This is a genomic window from Pseudoalteromonas sp. MBR-15 (assembly GCF_053628915.1).
Map to the genome: position 1 here is coordinate 111388 of NZ_JBRJHH010000014.1, position 22330 is coordinate 133717.

Sequence of the window (22330 nt, forward strand, 5' to 3'; positions counted from 1 at the left end):
ATATATAGATTTTAAATTCACTTTCCTTCTTTTACCCTACCTTAAAATAAAAAATAAGCACCTTTTAAATTGTAACCGAAATGTTAAATTTAAGTGTACAAAAGGCTACATGTTTTTGCGTGAACTCTTGTCTTTATTCAACCATAAATAATTAGCGATTAGGTTTTTTGTAGTTATAAATCCTGATTCAAAACAATAAATACACGAATTAAAGAATGATAGGAGATAAGAATGAAACTACGCAGGTCATTAACCAAGCTGTCATGTGCATCTATTTTTGCACTAGGCACTGCGATGGCATTGTCGCCAGCTGCCAATGCAATGAAATTAAAGCAACAAAACTTACAAGAGATGACGACAGAGTCACAAAGTATTATTTCAGGTCGTGTGATCAAAGTGACCGATGGGTTTGACAACAACCGTCCTTTTACAGAAATCACTATTCAAGTTGGGTCTGATGCAAAAGGCAAATTAAAAGAAAACTCGACTTACACTTTTCGTCAATTTGGTTTAATTAAGCCTCGCTCAATGGGCAATGGCAAAGTGTATTTAGGAGCAACACCTGAAGGATTCTCGAAATGGCGCGAAGGTGAGCAAGTTATTGCTTTTATGTATAAGCCAGCCTCAATCACAGGTTTTCAGACGACTGTCGGGCTTGCGCAAGGTAAGTTCGTTGTTCGCAATGGCAAGGTAGAAAATCGCTTTGCTAATGATGGTGTTTTTGAAGGATTAGATACCAGTAAGTTGACAGCCGAACAGCAAAATATTTTAACCACACCAGGCGCAGTCGATGTGGGAGTTTTTATGGATTTAGTAGGTAAACTGACTGGAGTACAACAATAATGAAATTTTCAAAAATTGCAGCAGCCCTTGCCTTAGCCACAATGACCTCTGGTGCGTTAGCCGGAGGGCCTTTATATATCCATGAACCAACAATGCAGCCATATAAGTGGGACACCTCTAAAGGCAGTATTCCGGTGTGGACTGATGGTGGCCAAATAATTAAAGACAAAGACGGTAATGACGTAGAAACATTCACAGTGCTTGAAAAAGGCACCGTGTTTAATATTGATATCACTTTGCCTGATGGCACGGTTATACCAGCCAATACAGAGCTTGACCGTGATTATACTTTTTTAAGTATTGAGCAAGCAAACGCGCTTACTGCGACTGCAATAAAAGAGTGGTCAGATGTTGAAACATCAACCTTTGAAATGTCAATTCAAGGTACTATTTTTGAAAAAACAGGCATTGCTGATGTAACAGCCCAGAACGTTGATCAAATTTACGGTGTTGAAAATGGCTACGGTTTTTGGGTGAATTACGATACTGATGGTGGCATTTTAGAAAACTATTTTGGTGTGCCAAGAAGTTCAGTGCTCGGTATTGCATTTCCTGAATGGGCAGATGAAGAAACGGGTGAGATAACAGAAGCCACCGCGTTAATGAACGGATGGTATGTCGATATCAATGATACTGACGGTACGCAAGTTGGTGGTGTTTTTACCCATGAATTTGGTCATGCTATTAACATGTCGCATTCGCAAGCAAATGGCCATTTAGTCTATATGTCGGCAAGTTATAGCCCACAATATGACGGTGTGCCTGGGTGTGATGGGGTCACTAAATTTACCAGTGCAAGTATGCTCGACTTTTCTGCGATTGAAACAATGTTCCCGTTCATTAATGTGCGTGGAAGCGCAGGTGCAAATCAGCACACAGTTAATGTGAAAGACGACATTGTTAATATTTCAGACCTTTACCCAACGGCTGAATATAAGTCGCAGTTTGGCAGTATTAAAGGAAAGTTACTCACCAAAGAAGGCGTTGAGTATTCGGGCGTGAACTTAATAGCGCGTAACTTAGATAATCCATATGAAGATGTGATAAGTCAGCAGTCAGGTAATATGACCCAAGGGCGTATTGGTCCTGATGGCTCATTTACTATCAATGGCTTAACCCCCGGTGCGCGTTATGCTCTGTACACGCAAGAAATTAATGCTGGTGGTTACCCAACACCACAGACCAATATTTTATCTGAGCCTGAATATTGGAATGACAATGAAAGCGCTAATCCAAGTACTGATAACGCCTGTGAAATGACAGAAATTGTGGTTTCGGCAGGTGAAACAAAAGAAGTCGAAATGGTGTTCAATGGTTATCAAGATGGTATCCAATACACACCATTAATAGCTGCATTTGTTATGGATCATGCCAAAAATGGTAAAAAAGCACTGGGTTCAACCTCTTCAGGCATTCCGTTTATTTATGATAGCGCAACCAATAGCTTTGACACGTTAACCACACCAGATGGTTATGCATTATTAAGCTCAACCAGCGCCGCAATGAATAAGACCGCGACTAAAGCGGCAATCACAGCTCATTTCAATGATAATGGCATTATGCAAGGGGGTGTGTGGGATATTAACTCTGGAAAAGTCTCTGCATTAGAAGATTTAACAGGTAATACATGCTCGCTGTCGAGCCAACAAGGCATGAGCTCACACAGCATTTGGGATATGGATGATTTAGGGAAGGTGGTTGTTGGTACATCACGTTTCCCTTATGACGGCAGTGATCGCTGTCAAGAAGGAGAAAGCGCGTCATCAGTTGCCATGCCAACAGTATGGAATGCTGACACCGGCAAAGCCACTGTACTGAGTGGAGTAAAAGCGGTTGACCGTTCATACGGTTCAGGCAAGGAAGTGGCATTGATGAACGGTGACACCGAAATTAGACGCACCGCATGGGCACGCGCTGATCGTGTTTCTGGCAATGGTCAAACTGTGACGGGAACAACAAATGGTTTTTCTCAAATCGCGTGGGTTAATGGTCAATTAATTGATACTTATACTGAGTTTGGTGCAATTGATAACTCGGTAATTTCTGAAGATGGTCGATATATTGCTTTTGGTTCCCTAGAAAATCGTCGTCCCGTAGGGGTGAAAATGTGGGATACCCACACGAACACCACCAAGAAACTTGGCAGCTTACGTTGGTGTGAACATATTCCTGCAGTGAGTTTTTGGACTAACTACTGTGATATGGGTTACAGCCACGAAGAGCTTGTCGATTTGGGCTTTGGTCTACCTTCAATTACGGTTCTGGATGCAAATGCTGATCTGTCTATGATCACAGGTCGTGCTGGTAGTCCTCGTTCAGGTGGTTTCCATGGTGCTATCTATTTAGAGGGAATAGGCTGGATGTCCTCTAAGGAGTTTTTCTCTAAACAAGGTGTTTCAGAAGCCAAAGGCTTATTAACCGATAATATATTTGGTTTAAGTGCGAATGGCTCTGAGATGATGGCAGGTATTGCAGGAGCCGTGTTATCAATAGAAATTGATGCGAATAAGGCATTTGTTTGCGATAACGGTAACGATTATGAACTAAGTTTCCCTAAACAGGTGGTTAACGCTGTGAAGAAGGGAGCAGAGTTTGGTCGCTGTGCCCACATAGATGACTAGTATTTTGCTAGGTTAGTGGATGGCCCACTCAAAATGTGGGCCATTTTATTGTTACAACAAAGAATTGTTTATGTTTAAAAATATAATAAAAATAATGTGCTTATTATCTGTGATTAGCACAGCTGAAAACTTACATGCACAAATCAATCAAGAATCGAACCCTGTAGAGGCTGAGTTTCCAACTGAACTTGAGACAACATGGGAACTTGATGAGGCTGCATCAATTGAGTACGCAAAGCGCTCTGTGTACTGGAATGATAATATCGCAAAGTTACTGCCTAAACTCATAGCGACGAATAAACAAATAAAATATCGTTTTAATGAAAATGAGCTGGTGAGTGTACTCGAAGACACTAAGCAGAAAATAGCGATTACCTTAAATAAACAAACCCTTACAACGTTTTTATTTAACTTTCAGCATGATGACAAGCAAGGTCATTTAAAAGTTGAAAAAGCGGCGGGCGGGCGAATTAACATTCAAGCTGAAGGCTTGCTTGGCTATCAATTTCTGTTGTGGAAAAAGCGCCGCGAACGCTTAACAGGCGTGTAAAAATTTTTATGAGAATGGCTTTGCTGTTAACATAACTAAATCAAAACCAATTATCCTGGATAGTTAATTGCGTTTGATCTAAAAAAGGTGGCCATAGGATTGGTCACCTTTTTTTCTTTTCTCTGTTAGTTTTTCGTGTTTCAAAGCCATTCATCTCATTAAGCGAATGGGTATCACAATGCACTATAACCACGTGCAACAGTGTTTAATTAAGATCTTTTAATGTGCTATTTGGTGCTTGATTACACTTTGGTACAAACTGGTACATATGAACGCTGTGTGAATTTAATTTTAACAGGTTGTAAATAAAGGCGTTTTTTCTGCTTATATTTGTGCTGTTCATTTTTGCTTATTTCTGCGTATTGAATTCTCTTATTGGTTGCTCTAATACTGTGCTGTCGCTCTTAACTAGATGTATATACTAGAAATATTAGTTTGCGTCACAGTGGATAAAACGATAATGAAAACAAACTACAAGGAAAAAAATATGAAACTAACACAGTTAGGGTTGTTAATTGCAACAGCCGCTATATTGAGTGGCTGTGCAAAAATAGATGCGCGAGTGTCAGCTGGTGGAACGCTTAATTCAAAAGGCGGAGCGGGCAAAGCTGTCTTTACTGCGCATGCTGCGCGATGCGATGGTGATGTATCTGGACAGGTTAATTATAAGGATTTAACAGCAATTGATTGGCAGCAAATGGGCGGTGTAGCGTTTAATGCAAGCGTGTATGGTGCTGGATTATGCAGCGAAGAGCCCGTTGATCCTGAGGGCGCAGAGTCGGGTGATGAGCGTTTGTACTGTAAGCAAGATATTTGCACTGAGGGAATGTATCAGGTGGAGTTTAATTATAGCTCAACCAACCCAACAGCGCCGGGAGAGGGCGTTGGCTTTGCCTGTATGATGGATATTTCAGAAGGCGTTAAAACAGGGATTGGTGCAAACGGGCTCTTAAATGTGATGTTGCTTGAGTCTGGGCCATATCAAGGTTACAGCAATGCAGGAACAATCAGTGGTAACGTTCAGTTGCATGATTGCCCAGCGAGCAAAAACGATAATACTGCACAATAACAAGGAGCCCAACGATGATTAATAAAAAAACAGTACTTGCTGCAAGTGTGGCTCTCGCATGTAGTTTCCCCAGTTTTGCAGAACAGACGTTTCGCATAGTGGTTGAAGCGAACAATAATAAAGCGTCAATTGTGAAATCGGCACTACAGGCTAAAAATGTCAAAATAGAAAAAGAAATTAAGTCACTCGAGAGTTTTGCAGTCACTATTAATAAAGCGCAATTGGCAGAGATAGCGGGTTTATCCAATATTAAAGCGTTTTACCCCGATGTACCTCGTAAACTGATGTCAGAAGAGCCGATGCAGTTCTTACCTTATGGCTATACGATGGTTCAGGCAGATAAAGTGCAGTATCAAGGCGGTCAAAAGGTGTGTGTCATTGATAGTGGTTATGGATTAAGTCACCCTGATTTACCGAGTGCGGGCGTGACCGGTTCAGCGGATGGTGGCGCGGGTGTTTGGTATGAAGACCCATTTGGTCATGGCACGCATGTTGCGGGCACGATTGCTGCAATTGATGACAACAAAGGCAGTGCAGGTATTGTGGGTGACCACTCTCTGGATATGCACATTGTGCGTGTATTTGCAGGCAACGGTAGTTGGGCTTATGCCTCTGATTTAGCTGGGGCCATTGATGAGTGTCAGCAAGCGGGTTCAACAGTGATCTCCATGAGCTTAGGGGGCAAATATTCAAGTCCGATTGAAGAAAGAGCAATTAATAAAGTGGCGCGTAATAATATTTTAATGATTGCAGCAGCAGGTAACTCAGGCGATGCATCACACAGTTATCCTGCGTCTTACGATAGTGTGGTTTCAGTTGCCGCCGTGGATAGTGTTAAGCAACATGCAAGCTTTTCACAGCGCAGTTCACAGGTTGAGTTATCAGCGCCTGGGGTTGGGGTGTTCTCAACAATTCCTGTTGGTAGAGGACGTTTTTCAAAATTTAATGTAATGCAGGATGATATTAACTTTCAGCACTATGCATTGGATGGATCACGTTTTGGCTCGGTCACGGGTGAGCTTGTCGATTGTGGACGCGGTACCGAAAGCTGTGGTGATGTAACAGGCAAAATTTGTTTAGTTGAGCGTGGTGATAGCCCGTTTTATAGCAAGGTTGAGCAATGCGAAGCCGATGGCGGGGTGGGGGTTATTATTCGTAATAACATCGAAGGCCAGCTTGTGGGTAATATTAATCCAACGACACTGGTTGTGGGCGCGGTAATGATGAATGAGGGGCTTCATTTAATGGAGCAACTAGGGCAAGAAACCACAATAAGTGTTGCCGAGTTTACAGATCATGACTTCAAGTCAGGCACTTCAATGGCCACACCTCATGTATCAGGCGTGGCAGCTGTGGTGTGGAGTAATTTTCCTGAATGTACTGCAAATGATATTCGCTTAGCGCTTCGTGCATCGGCGGATGATCAGGGCGAGGCTGGGTATGATCATGCTTATGGCTGGGGGGTTGTTCAAGCAAAAGCCGCCGTTGATTATATTTCTGAGCATGGCTGTAGTGCGCCAAAAGGCGTGTTACGCGGGGGCGATGGCTCGGCTCATTAATTCACGAGTTACAAGATACATTGTTATTGATACCAAAGCGCCAAAAGGCGCTTTTTTTCGTTGTGTTTCGTAAGCAGCAATGTTTGGTGTTAATTAGCGGCTTAGTTACCTGCAATTATGATCTAGATCAATAAAATATAGTCACAGATTATTATACTCCCGCGCTCGTTAATCATATTAATTCATGCAACCGACTTGTACTCGGTTCGATGTGTGGAGCATTCATGTCGTCACCTATTTTGACCCCTCGCCCTTTTACGCCTGAGTTGTTATCTCCCGCAGGTAGTTTAAAAAATATGCGTTATGCTTTTGCTTATGGCGCAGATGCCGTTTATGCAGGTCAGCCTCGTTATAGCCTTCGTGTTCGTAACAATGAGTTTGATTTAGATAACTTGCAAATCGGTATTAATGAGGCACATGCACAAAATAAAAAGTTGTACGTTGTGTCGAACATTGCTCCCCACAATGCCAAAGTAAAGTCGTATTTACGCGATATTGAACCTGTCATCGCAATGCAGCCAGATGCGCTGATTATGTCAGATCCGGGTTTAATTATGCTGGTCCGTGAAAAATGGCCAGACATGCCAATTCACTTATCTGTACAAGCTAACGCAGTTAACTATGCCACGGTAAATTTTTGGGCAAAACAAGGTATTGAACGTGTTATTTTGTCGCGTGAATTATCACTTGAAGAAATTGCAGAAATACGCGAGTTATGCCCAAGCACAGAGCTTGAAGTCTTTGTTCATGGGGCATTATGTATGGCGTACTCTGGACGCTGTTTGTTGTCGGGTTATATTAATAAGCGCGATCCTAACCAAGGCACGTGTACGAATGCATGCCGTTGGAATTACGATGTAAAACCGGGCACCGAAAACGAAACGGGCGAAATGGTTCATAAAATTGATCCTAAATCAGTGATCCCCACACTCGGTGAAGGCGCGCCAAGTAATGAAGTCTATATGCTGGAAGAGCAAGGCCGCCCTGGTGAATACATGCCTGCATTTGAAGACGAGCATGGCACTTACATCATGAATTCAAAAGACTTACGCGCCGTACAGTATGTTGATCAGCTTACAAAAATGGGCGTACATAGCCTAAAAATTGAAGGGCGCACAAAGTCTTTCTATTATGTGGCGCGTACCGCACAAGTTTACCGTAAAGCAATTGATGATGCGGTGGCTGGGCGTCCTTTTGATGCAAACTTATTTAAAACGCTTGAGAACTTAGCGCACCGTGGTTACACCGAAGGCTTTTTAAAGCGCCATGCACACCAAGACTATCAAAACTATGAGTACGGTCACTCGGTATCAGATAAACAACAGTTTGTTGGTGAAGTGCTGGGGCGTACTAGCAATGGGTTGGTTGAAATTGATGTTAAAAATAAATTTTGTACGGGTCACTCACTTGAGTTAATGACACCTAAAGGCAATATCAACTTTAACCTTGAGTTTATGGAAAACAAAAAGGGCGAGTCAATCAGCGATGCAAAAGGCTCAGGCCATATTGTAAAAATCCCTCTACCGGAAGATATTGATTTAGACCACGCAATTTTGATGCGTAACCTCGATGCTAATCAAGATACACGGAATCCTTTTAATAAAGGTTAGTTTTCATTCTGTTGCGCTAAGCAATAGTTAGCGCAACACCGACAGCTTTTTTCATTATTTATCTACACTTAACTGTTATTTTTACTATCCTTTTTAGTAATACTTATAAAAATAGTTAAAAGCTTAGTGAAACAGTTTGTACATACTTCTCATCATAAAGAACTTGTAAATACCTTACCTTACATTGGTGTCGGTGTGTTGCTATTAGCCATCGTACTACTGCTAGAAAAGGTCGGTTTAATTGCTACTGAACCTTTTTATGTAGGCATGCACACCAGTGTTGAGCTTTTCTCAGTTGTTATTTCATTCTTAATTTTTGCTATTGGATGGAATACATGGCACTTCACCCGAAATAGCAAGTTATTGTTGCTATCTTGTCTTATGCTGTGTGTTGCTATTTTTGATGCGCTGCACTTTTTGAGTTTTTCAAGTGTCAGTGATCACGAGAAAAACATGGAGCAAGTGTTTGCTTTTTGGCTGTTTGCCCGGTTTTTTAATGCCGCTGCATTTTTAGTGATTGCAACCGCTATTTGGGTGAATTATAAGCTGTTTAATGCGCGTGTTGTGCTGAGTACTTTACTTTGTGTGACCGCGTGTATTGTGGCTGTTGTATTTTATTTTCCCGATTGGTTGCCCACGTTGTACATTGAAGGGGGTGGCAGCAGTCAACAAAAGTGGCTGATAGAAATAACACTGATTACGCTCTACAGCCTTGCTGCGTGTATGTTTGCATCGCAATTAAGAAAACCAAGAAACACTCTAAATATTGCCGGGAAAACGCTTGTTTGTTTGTTGGCTATATTAAGTGAGGCGTGTTTTACGCTCTATAATGATGCCTCGCATGTAACCGATACACTTAACTTCTTTGGTCATATTTATAAAGGTTTGACCTACTTCTTATTATATAAAATCGTGTTTGTTGAAACCGTCATCAAACCCTATGCTGATCTTGAAAATTCAACAGAGCAGTTATCTGCAACGCTCACCGCTTTACCCGATTCTGTTTTTGAGCTTGAGCGAGATGGCACGTTTAAAACTATTTACAGTGACAATTCGCCGAGTCGTGTCTTTTCGAACAATGTGTTCGGTCACAATATTTGTCAGCTTTTTGCTCCTCAACATGCACCGCAGTTTATACACTCACTGCAACAAAATCATTTATTTGGATTATTTACTATCGATGCATTACCTCTCTTAATTAATGGACGTACGCATCATTTTGAATTCTCTGTGACGTTGTTTACTTATGAAAATGAGCATGAAACTTACTTAGTTGTCGCGCGTGACGTAACAGAAAAAATAGGGCAAATGGCAGCACTGCTTCAACAAAGCAAGTTCAATAAGGGATTGCTTACATTGACCGAAATTTCGTTTCAGGAAGATCAAGAAACCTTGCTTAATTATGCCGTTGAGCAAGCCCGTGAAATTGCAAATTGTGATGGTGCATCGCTCTATATTTGTAATGAACATAAGCAGCTCGCTTACCGTGCGGTGCATGGCTCAAAACTGGATGTATGTACCAGTAAGTTGCAAGAAAAAGTCGCTGTTGGAGAAGCAGTCATTGTTAATCGCAAGCAAGCAAAAGAGTTTGGCTTGCCAAGTAATGCCAGCTCTTTGCTGGTGGTGCCGGTTGTGCGTCATGGCAAATGTCAGTTAGCGATTATTTTGCAACACACAGAAAAAACATTTTCAGTTCATGATAAAAACATGCTCACCGTGTGGGCTGAATCAGTGTGGCAGTGGTTTAATAAAATCACGTTGAATAAACGCATGCATATTTTATCTCAAGCTGTAGAGCAAAATCCGCACCCTATTATGTTTACGAATACGGATGCCAAAATTGAATATATGAATCGGGCGTACTTAGACATGTGTCAGTATGGTTACGATGAACTTATAGGCCAAAGTCCGAACATGATCAGCGCAGGTCAAACGGATTTAGGTGTTTATCAGGGGATGTGGCAACAGCTAAATAATAAACAAGCGTGGGTTGGTTCATTGGTTAATAAAACTAAACACGGAGATGCTATTGTAGAGCAAACAACCATATACCCCATTTTTGATAAGCAAGGAGCAATCAGTAATTACATTTCTTTTCAACATGATATGACTAAGCAAGTCGAAAGTGAAAGCTTAATACATCAGCTCTCTTACTTTGATCAGCAAACAGGGCTTGCCAATCAAGTGAAGTTACAAATGGAATTTGAGCAGGTCATAAAAGCGCATGTCGGTATTAAATCAGCCTTTATCTTAATTGGCTTAGACAACTTTAAAATTCTTAATAAGGCCCTCGGAATAGGGAATTGCAACTTAATACTGCAGAACTTGAGTGCAAGAATGAGTAATTTTATGGGTGAACAAGTCATGGTTGCGCGTTTACAAGGTGACCGCTTTGCATTTATTACCCCCTATACATCGACAGAAGAGATTGATAAGTGTACTCATAACTTACTCAAAGTGATCAGAGAACCCTTATCAATTAACGACGAGTTAATTGTTGTAACGGCCTCGATAGGGGTTGCCCTGTGCCCGCTGGATGCCAGTGACTTTGAATCTTTATTGCAGATGGCTGAGTCGGCTATGTTTGAGGTGAAGAAACTAGGCCGTAATAATGTCTTGTTTTATGCTGAAGAAATGAATAAAGCAGGTGTGAGGCACGCTCAGATCATTAATGCTATCAATTACGCACTAAAAAATAACGAATTTTCACTCGTATTTCATCCTCAAATAGAACTAGCAACAAACAAAATGGTAGCCGCTGAGGTTTTATTGCGCTGGCATTCAGCTTCGTTAGGCTGTGTTTCACCCGCTGAGTTTATTCCGATTGCAGAACGTTGTGGCCGAATTAGTGACATTGATGATTGGGTTTTTGAAAATACCGTAAAAACGATTCGTCAATGGCGCGATAATGGGATGCCAGCGCTCACTTTTGCCATTAATTTATCGGCTACCAAATTTGTTAAAAAGAACTTGCTACGTAGTTTGACCACGGTACTGCAAAAATATTCCATTGAGCCGAGCTGTATTGAACTTGAGCTGACTGAGACGATTGCGATTGGTAATCCACAGTTTGCATTAAACACGATAACTAAACTGCGTGAAGCTGGATTTAAAATGTCGATTGATGATTTTGGGACGGGTTACTCATCAATGGGTTACCTTAAGGAATTTGCACTAGATAAGTTAAAAATTGATAAGTCATTTATTGATAATTTAGAACATCCAACTAAAGCAGATATTGCTATTGTAAAAGCCATGATTGATCTGGCGAAAGCACTTGATATGGAGTCGATAGCAGAAGGCGTTGAGTCAGAAAAACAATTACAAACCCTAAAAGAGTTAGGCTGCATTCAGATCCAAGGTTATTACCACAGTAAACCAATGCCAATTGATGCGTTTTATACATACGCTACTCATGAACGCGATAAGAATTGACGATTATTTATTAAGAAACTAATTACCTTTATTAGGTATTATTTTGGGTTGTTTAATTTAATATTCAATTACCTTTATTAGGTATTTCATCAAATTATTTGCTGTATAGTATTGTATTATAAAAAGTGTTTTTTTAAATTAAATTGCAATTATCTTTTTTGATTCATAGTCTTAGCTTGTTTCTGATTTATATTGATGTAATTTAACTTTTTAAGTAAAATAGAACGACTAAAGGATGAATTGTCAATGGGAAGACGATGAGTAACTAATGTTTTTTTTATTACAAGGTTACTTAGATTGAAAAAAATACAATCCAATCAATTAAAGAAAGGTATGTTAGTTAGGGTCAATGAACACTGGCTAAAAACTCCTTTTTTTACAAATAAAGTTAAAATTAAGTCTGAAAGCGATAAGCACAAACTCAAGCAATTTGAGGGATCGTTATATGTCTCTGAAGACAAATCGGTTGGTGCGCTGAATAAAGGGTTATCAATCCTTAAAGTGGCACTTGAAGACTGTGGCCAATCAGATGTATTAAACAACAAGGCGATAACTCAAGCCGTTACAAATATTGTTTTATTTGTGCTTAATGATGCCAGTCGTCTGGATTTAATATACGAAAAAATTAGCGAAGACTCCCAATCATTTCGAGAGTCTGTGCGGTTATTGGTGTTAATTACTTTATTCTCAAAAGAAATAAAATTAAGAAAAGACAAACTCATTCCTTTTGCAAAGTCAGCATTCTTAAAAGACATTGGCATGTCTTTGATCCCGCCTGATTACAAGCAAAGTAAGCAGTTAAGCGCGAAAGCAATTGACAGTGTTCATGAGCACGTTGTGTTGGGCTGCCGCGAGTTGCAAAGCCGCGGCATTGAAGACAGTGTGATCAAGATTATCAAGTGCCACCATGAAAATTGTGATGGCTCTGGTTACCCTCATGGCCTAATAAAACCCGAAATCCCCCTTGAAGCACGCATAATTCGTATTATTGATACATACGTTGCTTTAACTTCACAGCGTCATTATCGCGAAAAGTTCTCACGTGTAGAAGCGATTGAGAAAGTTTATCACGCCGCTCAAATTGGTAAGTTTGATCATATATTAACGACTAAATTTATTAACTTTATTCGTCTTTATCCAAAAGGTGCAAAGGTTGAATTAAATGATAGGTCGCAGGCTATTGTTAATAAAGATCTCGCGAATGGCACCGTCGAGTTAGCTGATAGCCACACAGTTGAAAAATCAATTGTTGACAAAGTTAATATAGCTAAATGTCTGTGGTTTATATAACACGCCTCTATTTTTATTTTTAATCTAGCTAAATAAAACCCTTTATATTGAACTGGCATTTTTAAATGAGCCAGTAAATGTTGTGCATTTAATTTTTAAATCCATTAAAAGACTGTAAATGGAACAGATATCATGCGAAGTGATTTACCAATAAATAATTTAGAAAAAATACTCTCGACTTTAAATAGTTCACTGTTTCTTTCACAAAAAGTAGGTGTTGATGAAGAACCGTTAATTGGTAAAGATTTTAATTTTTTATGCTGCTTTGAGTTTTCAAACGCTGTGCTTTATATAATGAAAAAGCAATTAAAAACCTTGAATTTAAACGTTTTAAAAAGTCATGCTGTTGCTCAAAGTAAGCATGATGAAGACGCTTTAGCTACGCCTATGTTTGCTGTAATTTGGCAAGGAGAATAGACAATGTACATCTCTAAAGCGGGTTTTAAGTGTCAGGGTGTCAATAACCATTATTTTGTTTTGTTTTCGAGCTTAATTATTGGGGCTTTAATATGCTTTTTTGTGCTTGAAAGTATCGATATATTTTCACAAAAAAATACTGAAATACTGCATTTAACAACGGAGCTATTGTCAGTTTTTGTTTTCTCATCAGTGGTACTGCTTGAATTTCAGCGCCTTGATGGCCGCTACGCAGAACAAACGAATATCATCATATTCGGATTTAGTATTGTCCTAATGATGGACTACATGAACGCGATTTCGTTTGCTGGTATGCCAGCGTTTATTACACCCAGCTCAAGTCAAAAGTCGATTTTCTTTTCTTTAGCTGCGCGAATGTTTGAATTACTGACGTTTGCAGCCATTGCGGCCTCACTGACTTTTCATGGCAGGAAAATGGTATGGCTAAGCTGTGGGTTAATTGTTTCAGTTATTTTAATCGCGTTCGGCACCTTGTTTGCTTATAACCTACCGTCTCTCTTTATTCATGGCGAAGGCGTGTCCATTGTAAAAATAACCTTAGAAAATGTTCTATTAATTGGTTATGTCGTCGTGGCTTATTTGTTTTACAAGAAACATAACGTAGATGGTGAAAAAAGGTACCTTCATTTTGCATTATCATCAGTTTGTATGGCGTTGTTTTCATTGTTGGTTACCCAGTATCAAACCCTGTCTGATACCTACCTTGTCATTGCGCATTTGGTGAAGTTATGTGGTGCGTTATTTATCTATAAAAGCGTATTTATTGAGGGGGTTTTATATCCTTATTCAATGGTGAACAAGGCTGAGCTGTATGCATCTAAAAAGAAAAATGAGCTGAAAACAATCTTAGATAATATGAACATAGGTGTGCTCAGATTGAGCGCTGATTTTAAGTTGAGTTATTACAATCAGAATGCACTAAAAACCTACTTTTATTTACGTACACCGACTCAGGGTAAGTATATTCATGATGTTTTCCCTCCCGATGTTATCGATAAAGTATTGCCTTTTTTAAGGACGGCATTAAAGGGAGAACAAGTTAAGTTTTCGATAAACCTCAAAGGGCTCGATGAGGAAACGTTGTTTCTTGATGTTAATGTGATCCCAGAAAATGATAAGTCAGAAAAAGTAATTAGCCTGTTATGTTTGATTGAAAACATGACCGAAATGAAGCTCGCCGAAAAAGAAAATGAAGAGCTCAATAGAAGTCGAGCAGAACTAAAAAAGGCCCTTGATCAGCATGCGATTGTCGCGACCACCAATAGCAAGGGAGTAATCACGAGTGTGAATGAAAAGTTTTGCAACATATCGCAATTTTCTGCTGCAGAGCTTATCGGAAAAACCCATGCGTTAGTCAATTCTGGAACGCATCCCCCGCGCTTTTTTAAAACTATGTGGCAAACAATTCGCAGTGGTCAAGTGTGGTCAGGAGAAGTCTGTAACCGTGCCAAAGATGGCAGCTTATATTGGGTTAACTCAACCGTCGTTCCTTTTATTGATGAAAATAACAAGCCGTATAAGTACATTGCTATTAGAGCTGATATTACCGATCGTAAACTTGCTGAGCAAAATGTTCATCGCTTAGCAATGTATGACGAGTTAACTAATTTACCTAACCGACGTCATCTTATCGACAAAGCAAAGTCATTGGCTAAATCAAAGCATCATACCCAAGGCCACAGTTACGCCTTACTGCTGATTGATTTAGATAATTTTAAAATGATCAATGACACTTTAGGGCACAGTATTGGTGACTTACTGTTAAAAGAAGTCTCGCGCCGTTTAGAAAGTATTGTTTTATCGCCTAATTTAATTGCCAGATTAGGGGGCGATGAATTCGTTATTTTACTGGATGATCCTACCTGCATAAAAGATGGTGACTTTCATTCTGTGGATAGCTTTGCGCAAAACATACGTGAAACGATTTCGCGCGTTTTTTACCTTGATGGGTATGAAGTTCATACAACACCTAGCATTGGCCTCACAATCATTAATGCATGCGACTTTGAATTGTCAGAGGCACTGAAGCAGGCTGATATTGCGATGTATCACTCTAAGGAGCGAGGGCGAAATATGATTAGTTTTTATGACCCGAAATTACAAGCATCTATTTTAGAGCGAAATGAAATAAACCAAGGGTTGATCAATGCCATTGCCAAAAAAGAGTTAAACGTTGTGTATCAACCTATTCATAACACCAGCAAAGAACTCATTGGTTATGAAGCATTACTGCGATGGGATAGCCCTAAATTAGGGAGCGTTTCACCAGATGTTTTTATACCTATAGCAGAAGAAACAAAACAAATTAATCAAATAGGGCAGTGGGTTCTTGAGCAAGTGTGTGAAGAAATGAGCAAAAATGATGCGTATTCAAACCCTAATTTAAGTGTGGCTGTTAACGTCAGCGCGCTGCAATTTCAAGACCCTAACTTTGTTCCGCAAGTGCTTGAGACAATTAATCGATTTTCAATACAACCTTCACGGTTAAAACTAGAGTTAACCGAAGGGGTTATTTTAATGGGCACCGAGATGCTCATAAAGCGAATGAAGGATCTAAAAAACTTGGGTATCAACCTCTCTTTAGATGATTTTGGAACCGGTTATTCTTCGCTTAGCTACTTAACGCGGTTTCCGATTGATACGTTAAAAATCGATAAGTCATTCATCGATAAAATGCTGATTAGCTCCGAAGACGAGTCGGTTGTGAAAGCGATTCTCACCTTAGCGACAAGCTTAGGAAAAAATGTGATAGCCGAGGGGGTTGAATCAGAAGAGCAATTTCAATACTTAAAACGTTTAGGGTGTCAGTTTTTCCAAGGTTATCTATTAGGTAAGCCACAAAGTTTTAACCACCGTGAATAATGTAAAGTAAATTATTTCAATTGGTTATGATTTTACTTGTACAAAATTGCACAACTTTTAAGCTGAAGGTTCACGTCCCTTTCGTTAGGCTGAAATGGTATGCATGTGAAGAAATTTCTTTGCATGTAATAACAATTCACTCTAACAGAGGTTTATTTCGTGAATTATAAAATAATAACAACTTCGGTATTGGGCGCGCTTTATGCCGCTGGGGTCGGTGCAGCGGCACAAGGGGGTTTAAAGCCTTTACCCATTAGTGCGGATACCGTCAGTCAACAGACAGAAAATAAATTACGTGCAAAACGTGACGCATTACATGCTAAAAGTAATCGAAGCGCGTTGAATCGACATATTAAAAGAAAAACGGTAGCTGAAAAGTTTACACCTGAAGCGGGTATTAGCGGTGTGCATACCTATATCATACAGTTAAGAGATCAACCTATTGCAACCTATGACGGTTCAATTAAGGGGTATAAATCAACAGCCATAAAAGCGCATGATTCGCGTACATTAAAGTCGATTGGTTCAGGAGTTCATCAACCAATGACCGCAGCACCTGCAAATAGCCAAAAGCTGTTTGTGAATTCAGTGCCTGCTAATGACAATATCGCAGCTTACCAAGCTTTTTTACATGACCAGCAAGATAGCTTTTTAGATCAAGCTTATGCAGCGGGTATTAATTTACAGGTTAGCCGACGTTTTACGGCGAGTTTAAATGCGCTTGCTGTAACGATGACACAGAAACAGGCCTTACAACTTGCAAAGTTAACTGCGGTTGAGAATATTCAACGTTCTATTGTTCATAAACTTGAGACGGATGTTGGACCGCAAGTCATCAAAGCAGATGCTGCATGGAATAATACGACTGTTAACCCTTCATATCCAATGGGTCTGAAAGGAGAGGGACAGATTATCGGTGTTATTGATACAGGTATAAACACAGACCATGTGTCTTTTGCTGATATTGGCAGTGATGGTTATGACCACACGAATCCACTGGGTAAAGGAAATTATCTTGGCCAGTGTCAAGAAGCAGAGTTTGCTGAACGATGTAATGATAAATTAATAGGAGTGTACACATGGGATGTCATGGCTGAAATGTACACAGATCCTATTTTTTCTGAAGTGCGCCCTTATTTTGGCGAGGACTATAATGGCCATGGTTCACACACAGCAAGTACTGCAGCAGGCAATGTTGTACATGACGCGCCATACCAATTCCCAAGTTATCAACTATTCGAAAGTAACCCTAATATGGGGGCTTACGGTGACGGTGTTGATACAGGTCTAACACGAAATGTATCGGGTGTTGCGCCTCATGCAAATGTGATTATGTACCAAGCGTGTTGGAATGGTGATGGTCAAACAAGTAGCTACTATGGTTGTCCGACAACGGCAACGCTAGCCTCGATTGAACAGGCTGTTCTTGATGGTGTTGATGTTATTAACTACTCAATCAGTGGCTCTAACTTCCCTTGGGATGGTGTTATCGAACAAGCATTCTTTTCTGCTTATGCTGCCGGAATTTCAGTTGCAGCTGCGGCAGGAAATGGTGGCTCTAACTCACCAACAAACCATCCATCACCGTGGCTAATGAATGTTGCTGCGACAGAGCATAGCCGTATCTTTGGTGCTGAGCCAAAGTTATTAAATGATTTAACAGGAGGGGACACGCCAGCTCCACAAGGTATTGATGGTGCGACCATAGGCTCTGGCATCAGTGGTGAAATTGTACTGGCTAAAAATTATGGAAACACCTATTGCGATAATCCGTTTCCTGAAAACACGTTTACGTCAGATCAAATTGTTGCTTGTAAACGTTCAAACAAACCAAGAATGACTAAAGCTGATCATTTGGTGGCAGCAGGTGCTGGTGGGTTTATTTTGTACAATTCATCGCGTTCACAAGATGAAGCGACAGATTTATACCCTCTGCCGTCAATTCATATAGATTATTATGAAGGCTATGAACTTGAAAAGTGGTTGAACTCAGGCACAGGTCATCGCGGTACAATTACTGCGGCAGAAGCAAATGTGTCGTTTGACGAGAGTCGAAATAACAAATTGGCAGAATTTAACTCAACGAAAGTTAATCCTCATTTTGACGGCACCTTGTCACCCAATATTGCAGCGCCAGGTGTTGATATTTTAGCGGCGTATGCTGACGATCAACCGTTTACGTCATTCCCTCAAGCTATGGATTGGAATGTTATTAGTGGTACATCTATGGCAACACCTCATATAGCTGGTGCACTAGCATTGGTTCGCCAAGCCCATCCCGATTGGTCGGTGGCAGAAGTTCAGTCAGCTTTGCAATCTACAGCAGGCAATGTCTTAGATAGTGGAAATACATATGGAGATGACCGCTTTTTCCATGGGGGTTCTGGTTTAGTTAATATTGAAGCTGCAATTAATGCCGGTTTTGTGATGGACGAAACTGCAGAAAATATGCTTTTGGCAAACCCTCGTAATGGTGGGGACCCTGCAGATCTAAATGTGCCGTCGTTAGTGGATACCAGTTGCGAAACAACGTGTAGCTGGATACGCACGATTAAGGCGACGAAAGATGGGTCTTGGAAAGTCAGCGCACAAGCAAATCATGATGAGGTAAGCATTAGCTTTGACGTGCAACCAAGTGAGTTTTCATTGAAAGCAGGTGAAACCCAATCAGTGATCGTATACGCAACGATTTTAGATGCAACGACAAGTTGGGATAACTTAGAAGAAACCTACCTTTGGGGTGATGTTAAGTTTACGCCACAAGATAGCATGACACCTGAAGCACATTGGCCAGTTAAGATGAAAATGGATCGTAACAATATACCAAAAATGTTACGTGCTACTGCACATCGAAATGCTGATAAGTTAAGTGTTAAAGATATTCCTGTAAGCAAAGTGACTGATTTTCACGCGCGTGCTTACTTAGCTGATGCTGAGGTTGTTACTGCTGAGTTCCCGCATGATAATGATTTTGCTGGTGTGTATTTCGATTACGACTTTACGGCAACAAAAACGCATTGGATTTCGGTACCAGAAGGCAGTAAACGCTTATTTGCAGAGGCTTTAGAAACGGTGTCAACGACTTCTCGAAATATGTGGTTCGCAGGGGATCTTGACATTTTAATTGGTCGTGATTTAGACGGTGATAAGGAAATTGATTTCGAAGAAGAAACAATTTGTTGGTCATCAGCTGAACGCGCGGTAAAAGATTTCTGTTCTATTAACAATCCTGATGCGGGTGAGTATTGGATTGTTTTTTATAACTTTGAAAATGATTTTATCGAGCCTGGCATACACAGTGATGTACATAAATACGTCTATGGTATTGCAACGGGTGAGCAGACAACGGATGTCACTGTAACAACAACATCAAATATTGATGTAACAGCGACATCACTCGACCTTGAGTTAAACTGGAACTTCGATACGTTTGTTGAAGGTGAATACAAGTTTGGTGCAATTGATTTAGGCACTTCACAACTTGATGCTGCAAACTTAGGAACAATTCCATTTAAAATTAAACGAGGTCAAAACGACCTGTCAATATATGGCTCGCAAGATGTTGCTCGAGCAGGTGATGTTATCGATATGAAGGTATCTGTATTGCATAACATGCTAGGCTATGACCGTGAATTTGCAATCACGACCATGCTGCCCAAGGGAACCACTTTAGTTGACGAACCACGCGTTTCTAATCAACGTATTGATACTGAGATAAAAATCGAGTCTGATCATTTCATAGTGAGTGGGGTTCAGGCTGATGTAAGTAATAAATCGCGTGGCTACACTATTACTACAAATGAAACTGATGCAATGTGTCGAGTGCCTTACACAGAAGATGGTAAGTACTTAGATATTCAGAATACCTATGGTTTTAGACCGTCATTGGGTGGTGATTGGGATCAGCACTGGAGCTTTAATTTCGATGACTTTTGGGAAATCGATAATAATGATTTTGCGCTCTATCATAATCAAAACGAAGTCCCTTTTAACTCTGTAGAGGTAAGCGCTGCAGGCATGTTGTACTTCGGTGAAATTTGGCTGCTTCAGGGGAGCTCATATTCATTTGAACCATCAACACTAGAGTCAATGTTAGGAATTATTCCTGATTCAATGGTCGCCCCATTATTACGTGGTGATACATTTAATGGCGGTACATTAACTACGCGTAATGGCTTTGAACAAGGTATCTATAAAGGGATTACGGTTCTTTATGATAATGATCCGAAAGTACTTATTGTCGACTGGCGCGGCGCAACGACAGAAGGGTTCTCTTTCGAGACTTGGGACTGGGAATCGTTTGGTGATAACTACGATATGCAAACTTATGTGTATATGGATTATAACCATGCTGCAGGCCATCCAGAAGTAATTATGGCTTACGACAACCTAACCTTTGCTGAAAAGCAGTTTTATGATTGGGCTGTGATGGATTTAGATGATGGTACAGTTGGTGTATATGGTTATCATGGCCAGCGTGGTACTTACTACCCTATTGAGGGTATGTCGGGGGATATGTATACCCGTGGTGATATTTCTAACACGCTTAAAAATGGCTTGGTGATTTGTTATGACTACGATGGCCCAGAAGCAACCGCTTTTGACATTGAGTTTCAAGTTAAAGTTAATGATACCGCTGTAGCTCAGTTACTTAATATTGAGACAAACAGTGATATTGAAGGGATAGAAACCGTCAATGCAATTCACGAAATTAATGTGCCTGGTAATATTACTCTTGTTGATATTGATGACATGATAACGAATGAAAATAGGGCCGTTTCGGGTATCACTGTGTTGTATCATGATAAAGACAAAGTATCTAATACCATTTCAGTTGAAGGTAAACATGTCACTGCGCAGATCCATGGTCATGAGTCTGGCGCGCAGTTTGACCTGATACCAGAAGAAAACTGGTATGGTGAAACACTTGTTACAGTTACTGTTGCAGATAATGCGTTTCCTAATGATGCCATGTCTTCAACATTCATGCTTACAGTATCATCTGATGGACTAAATAATATTGAAGTCATGCCCATGCCAGATGTAGTACATGAAGGCCACGGCGTATTTGATATTACTGTTGAATATTCTGATATGCAGCAAGATGAAAATATAATCAGTGTCTCAGGTGAGCATATTTCTGCCGATGTCAAAAGTCATGACTCCGGGGCGGTTGTCACTATTGTACCCGAGCAAGACTGGGCTGGTGAAACCGTTGTTACTGTTGTGGTTACAGACAGTATGAACTCAGCTGATAAAGCAAGCACTCGTTTTGTGTTATCTGTTGATATAGCAGGGTGTACTGATTCTGCAGCCAGTAATTATAACCCTGTCGCTAATAAGAGTGATGACTCATGCACATACCCAGTCGCAGAGGACATAACTGAAAAAGTGAAAAAATCATCGAGTGGTGCTATGCATTTCATCATGATTTTCATGGGATTATTATTCCTAAATCGACGCCGCGTTCGTTAATTTCCAAACGTTATGTTGTGTTCAAAGAGGCTTGCATTTGCAGCCTCTTTTTTTTGCTAACGAGATATTGGCTGACTTTAGATGTAAAACTTGTTCAATTTATTTGTTGAGCTAATTACCTACTCTTAACTCGCTTTACTGAGTGGATCATTGCGGGTATGTAAATAATGCCAGTTATAGATAGAGGCTAACATGTCGTTATTAGATTTCTCCTCATACTTGCTTTTGTACATCTTTACTTTCAGTATCCATATAGTGGTAAAGAAGAAGTCGTTCATGCTGTTTGTGTTGGCATACGTTTTACATTGGTTGTGTATGGCTTTAGATTGGTAAAATATAATTTAATATTTAAAAGCTTCATCGTTTAAGTTTTTCTTTTGTAATAATTTTATATCAAGCACTCAGTTAAACTTTTTTCATTCATGGTTCTTTGAATAAAGTGAACGTCGTTAGTAACTCAAAGTACTTCTTTAACATATCACAATATAGTGGCATAGTTAATTTGGCCACCCATTAAGAAAGAAATGTTATGCTAATAAGCATACAAATTTGGGTGAAAAAATGACGAAATTAAAACG

Annotated in this window: 11 protein-coding genes; all 11 read left to right on the plus strand. The window is 40.1% G+C overall.

Going from position 1 to position 22330, the window contains the following annotated elements; translation table 11 throughout:
- Positions 1–231: 231 nt before the first annotated feature.
- The 11 genes from ACSSVW_RS17195 to ACSSVW_RS17245 all read left to right on the plus strand — a co-directional run bounded on the left by ACSSVW_RS17195 (position 232) and on the right by ACSSVW_RS17245 (position 21752).
- On the plus strand, positions 232–843 hold the full coding sequence (locus ACSSVW_RS17195) for a hypothetical protein (RefSeq protein WP_421420024.1): 612 nt from the start codon (positions 232–234) through the stop codon (positions 841–843).
- A complete protein-coding gene (locus ACSSVW_RS17200) occupies positions 843–3464 on the plus strand; it encodes a hypothetical protein (protein WP_454179802.1) in 2622 nt (873 codons plus the stop codon). The genes ACSSVW_RS17195 and ACSSVW_RS17200 overlap by 1 nt, the downstream gene beginning before the upstream one ends.
- Positions 3465–3534: 70 nt before the next feature.
- A complete protein-coding gene (locus ACSSVW_RS17205; RefSeq protein ID WP_454179803.1) occupies positions 3535–4014 on the plus strand; it encodes a hypothetical protein in 480 nt (159 codons plus the stop codon).
- Between the two features lie 487 nt (positions 4015–4501).
- The gene (locus tag ACSSVW_RS17210; protein ID WP_454179804.1) at positions 4502–5083 is read left to right on the plus strand and encodes a hypothetical protein; all 582 of its coding nucleotides are present in this window, start codon (positions 4502–4504) and stop codon (positions 5081–5083) included.
- Between the two features lie 14 nt (positions 5084–5097).
- The gene (locus ACSSVW_RS17215; RefSeq protein WP_454179806.1) at positions 5098–6642 is read left to right on the plus strand and encodes a S8 family serine peptidase; all 1545 of its coding nucleotides are present in this window, start codon (positions 5098–5100) and stop codon (positions 6640–6642) included.
- Positions 6643–6866: 224 nt separating this feature from the next.
- Entirely contained in the window at positions 6867–8252 is a 1386-nt protein-coding gene (gene trhP, locus ACSSVW_RS17220; RefSeq protein WP_065979595.1) for a prephenate-dependent tRNA uridine(34) hydroxylase TrhP, read from the plus strand.
- A gap of 126 nt (positions 8253–8378) precedes the next feature.
- Positions 8379–11687, plus strand: coding sequence for an EAL domain-containing protein (locus tag ACSSVW_RS17225; RefSeq protein ID WP_454179807.1), 3309 nt, complete (start codon positions 8379–8381; stop codon positions 11685–11687).
- A gap of 297 nt (positions 11688–11984) precedes the next feature.
- Positions 11985–12977, plus strand: coding sequence for an HD-GYP domain-containing protein (locus ACSSVW_RS17230; protein ID WP_304635382.1), 993 nt, complete (start codon positions 11985–11987; stop codon positions 12975–12977).
- A gap of 132 nt (positions 12978–13109) precedes the next feature.
- A complete protein-coding gene (locus ACSSVW_RS17235; RefSeq protein WP_454179808.1) occupies positions 13110–13394 on the plus strand; it encodes a hypothetical protein in 285 nt (94 codons plus the stop codon).
- Between the two features lie 3 nt (positions 13395–13397).
- Positions 13398–16277, plus strand: a complete 2880-nt coding sequence (locus tag ACSSVW_RS17240; protein WP_417698788.1) for an EAL domain-containing protein — start codon at positions 13398–13400, stop codon at positions 16275–16277.
- 159 nt (positions 16278–16436) lie between these two features.
- Positions 16437–21752, plus strand: a complete 5316-nt coding sequence (locus ACSSVW_RS17245) for a S8 family serine peptidase (protein WP_454179809.1) — start codon at positions 16437–16439, stop codon at positions 21750–21752.
- Positions 21753–22330: the final 578 nt, after the last annotated feature.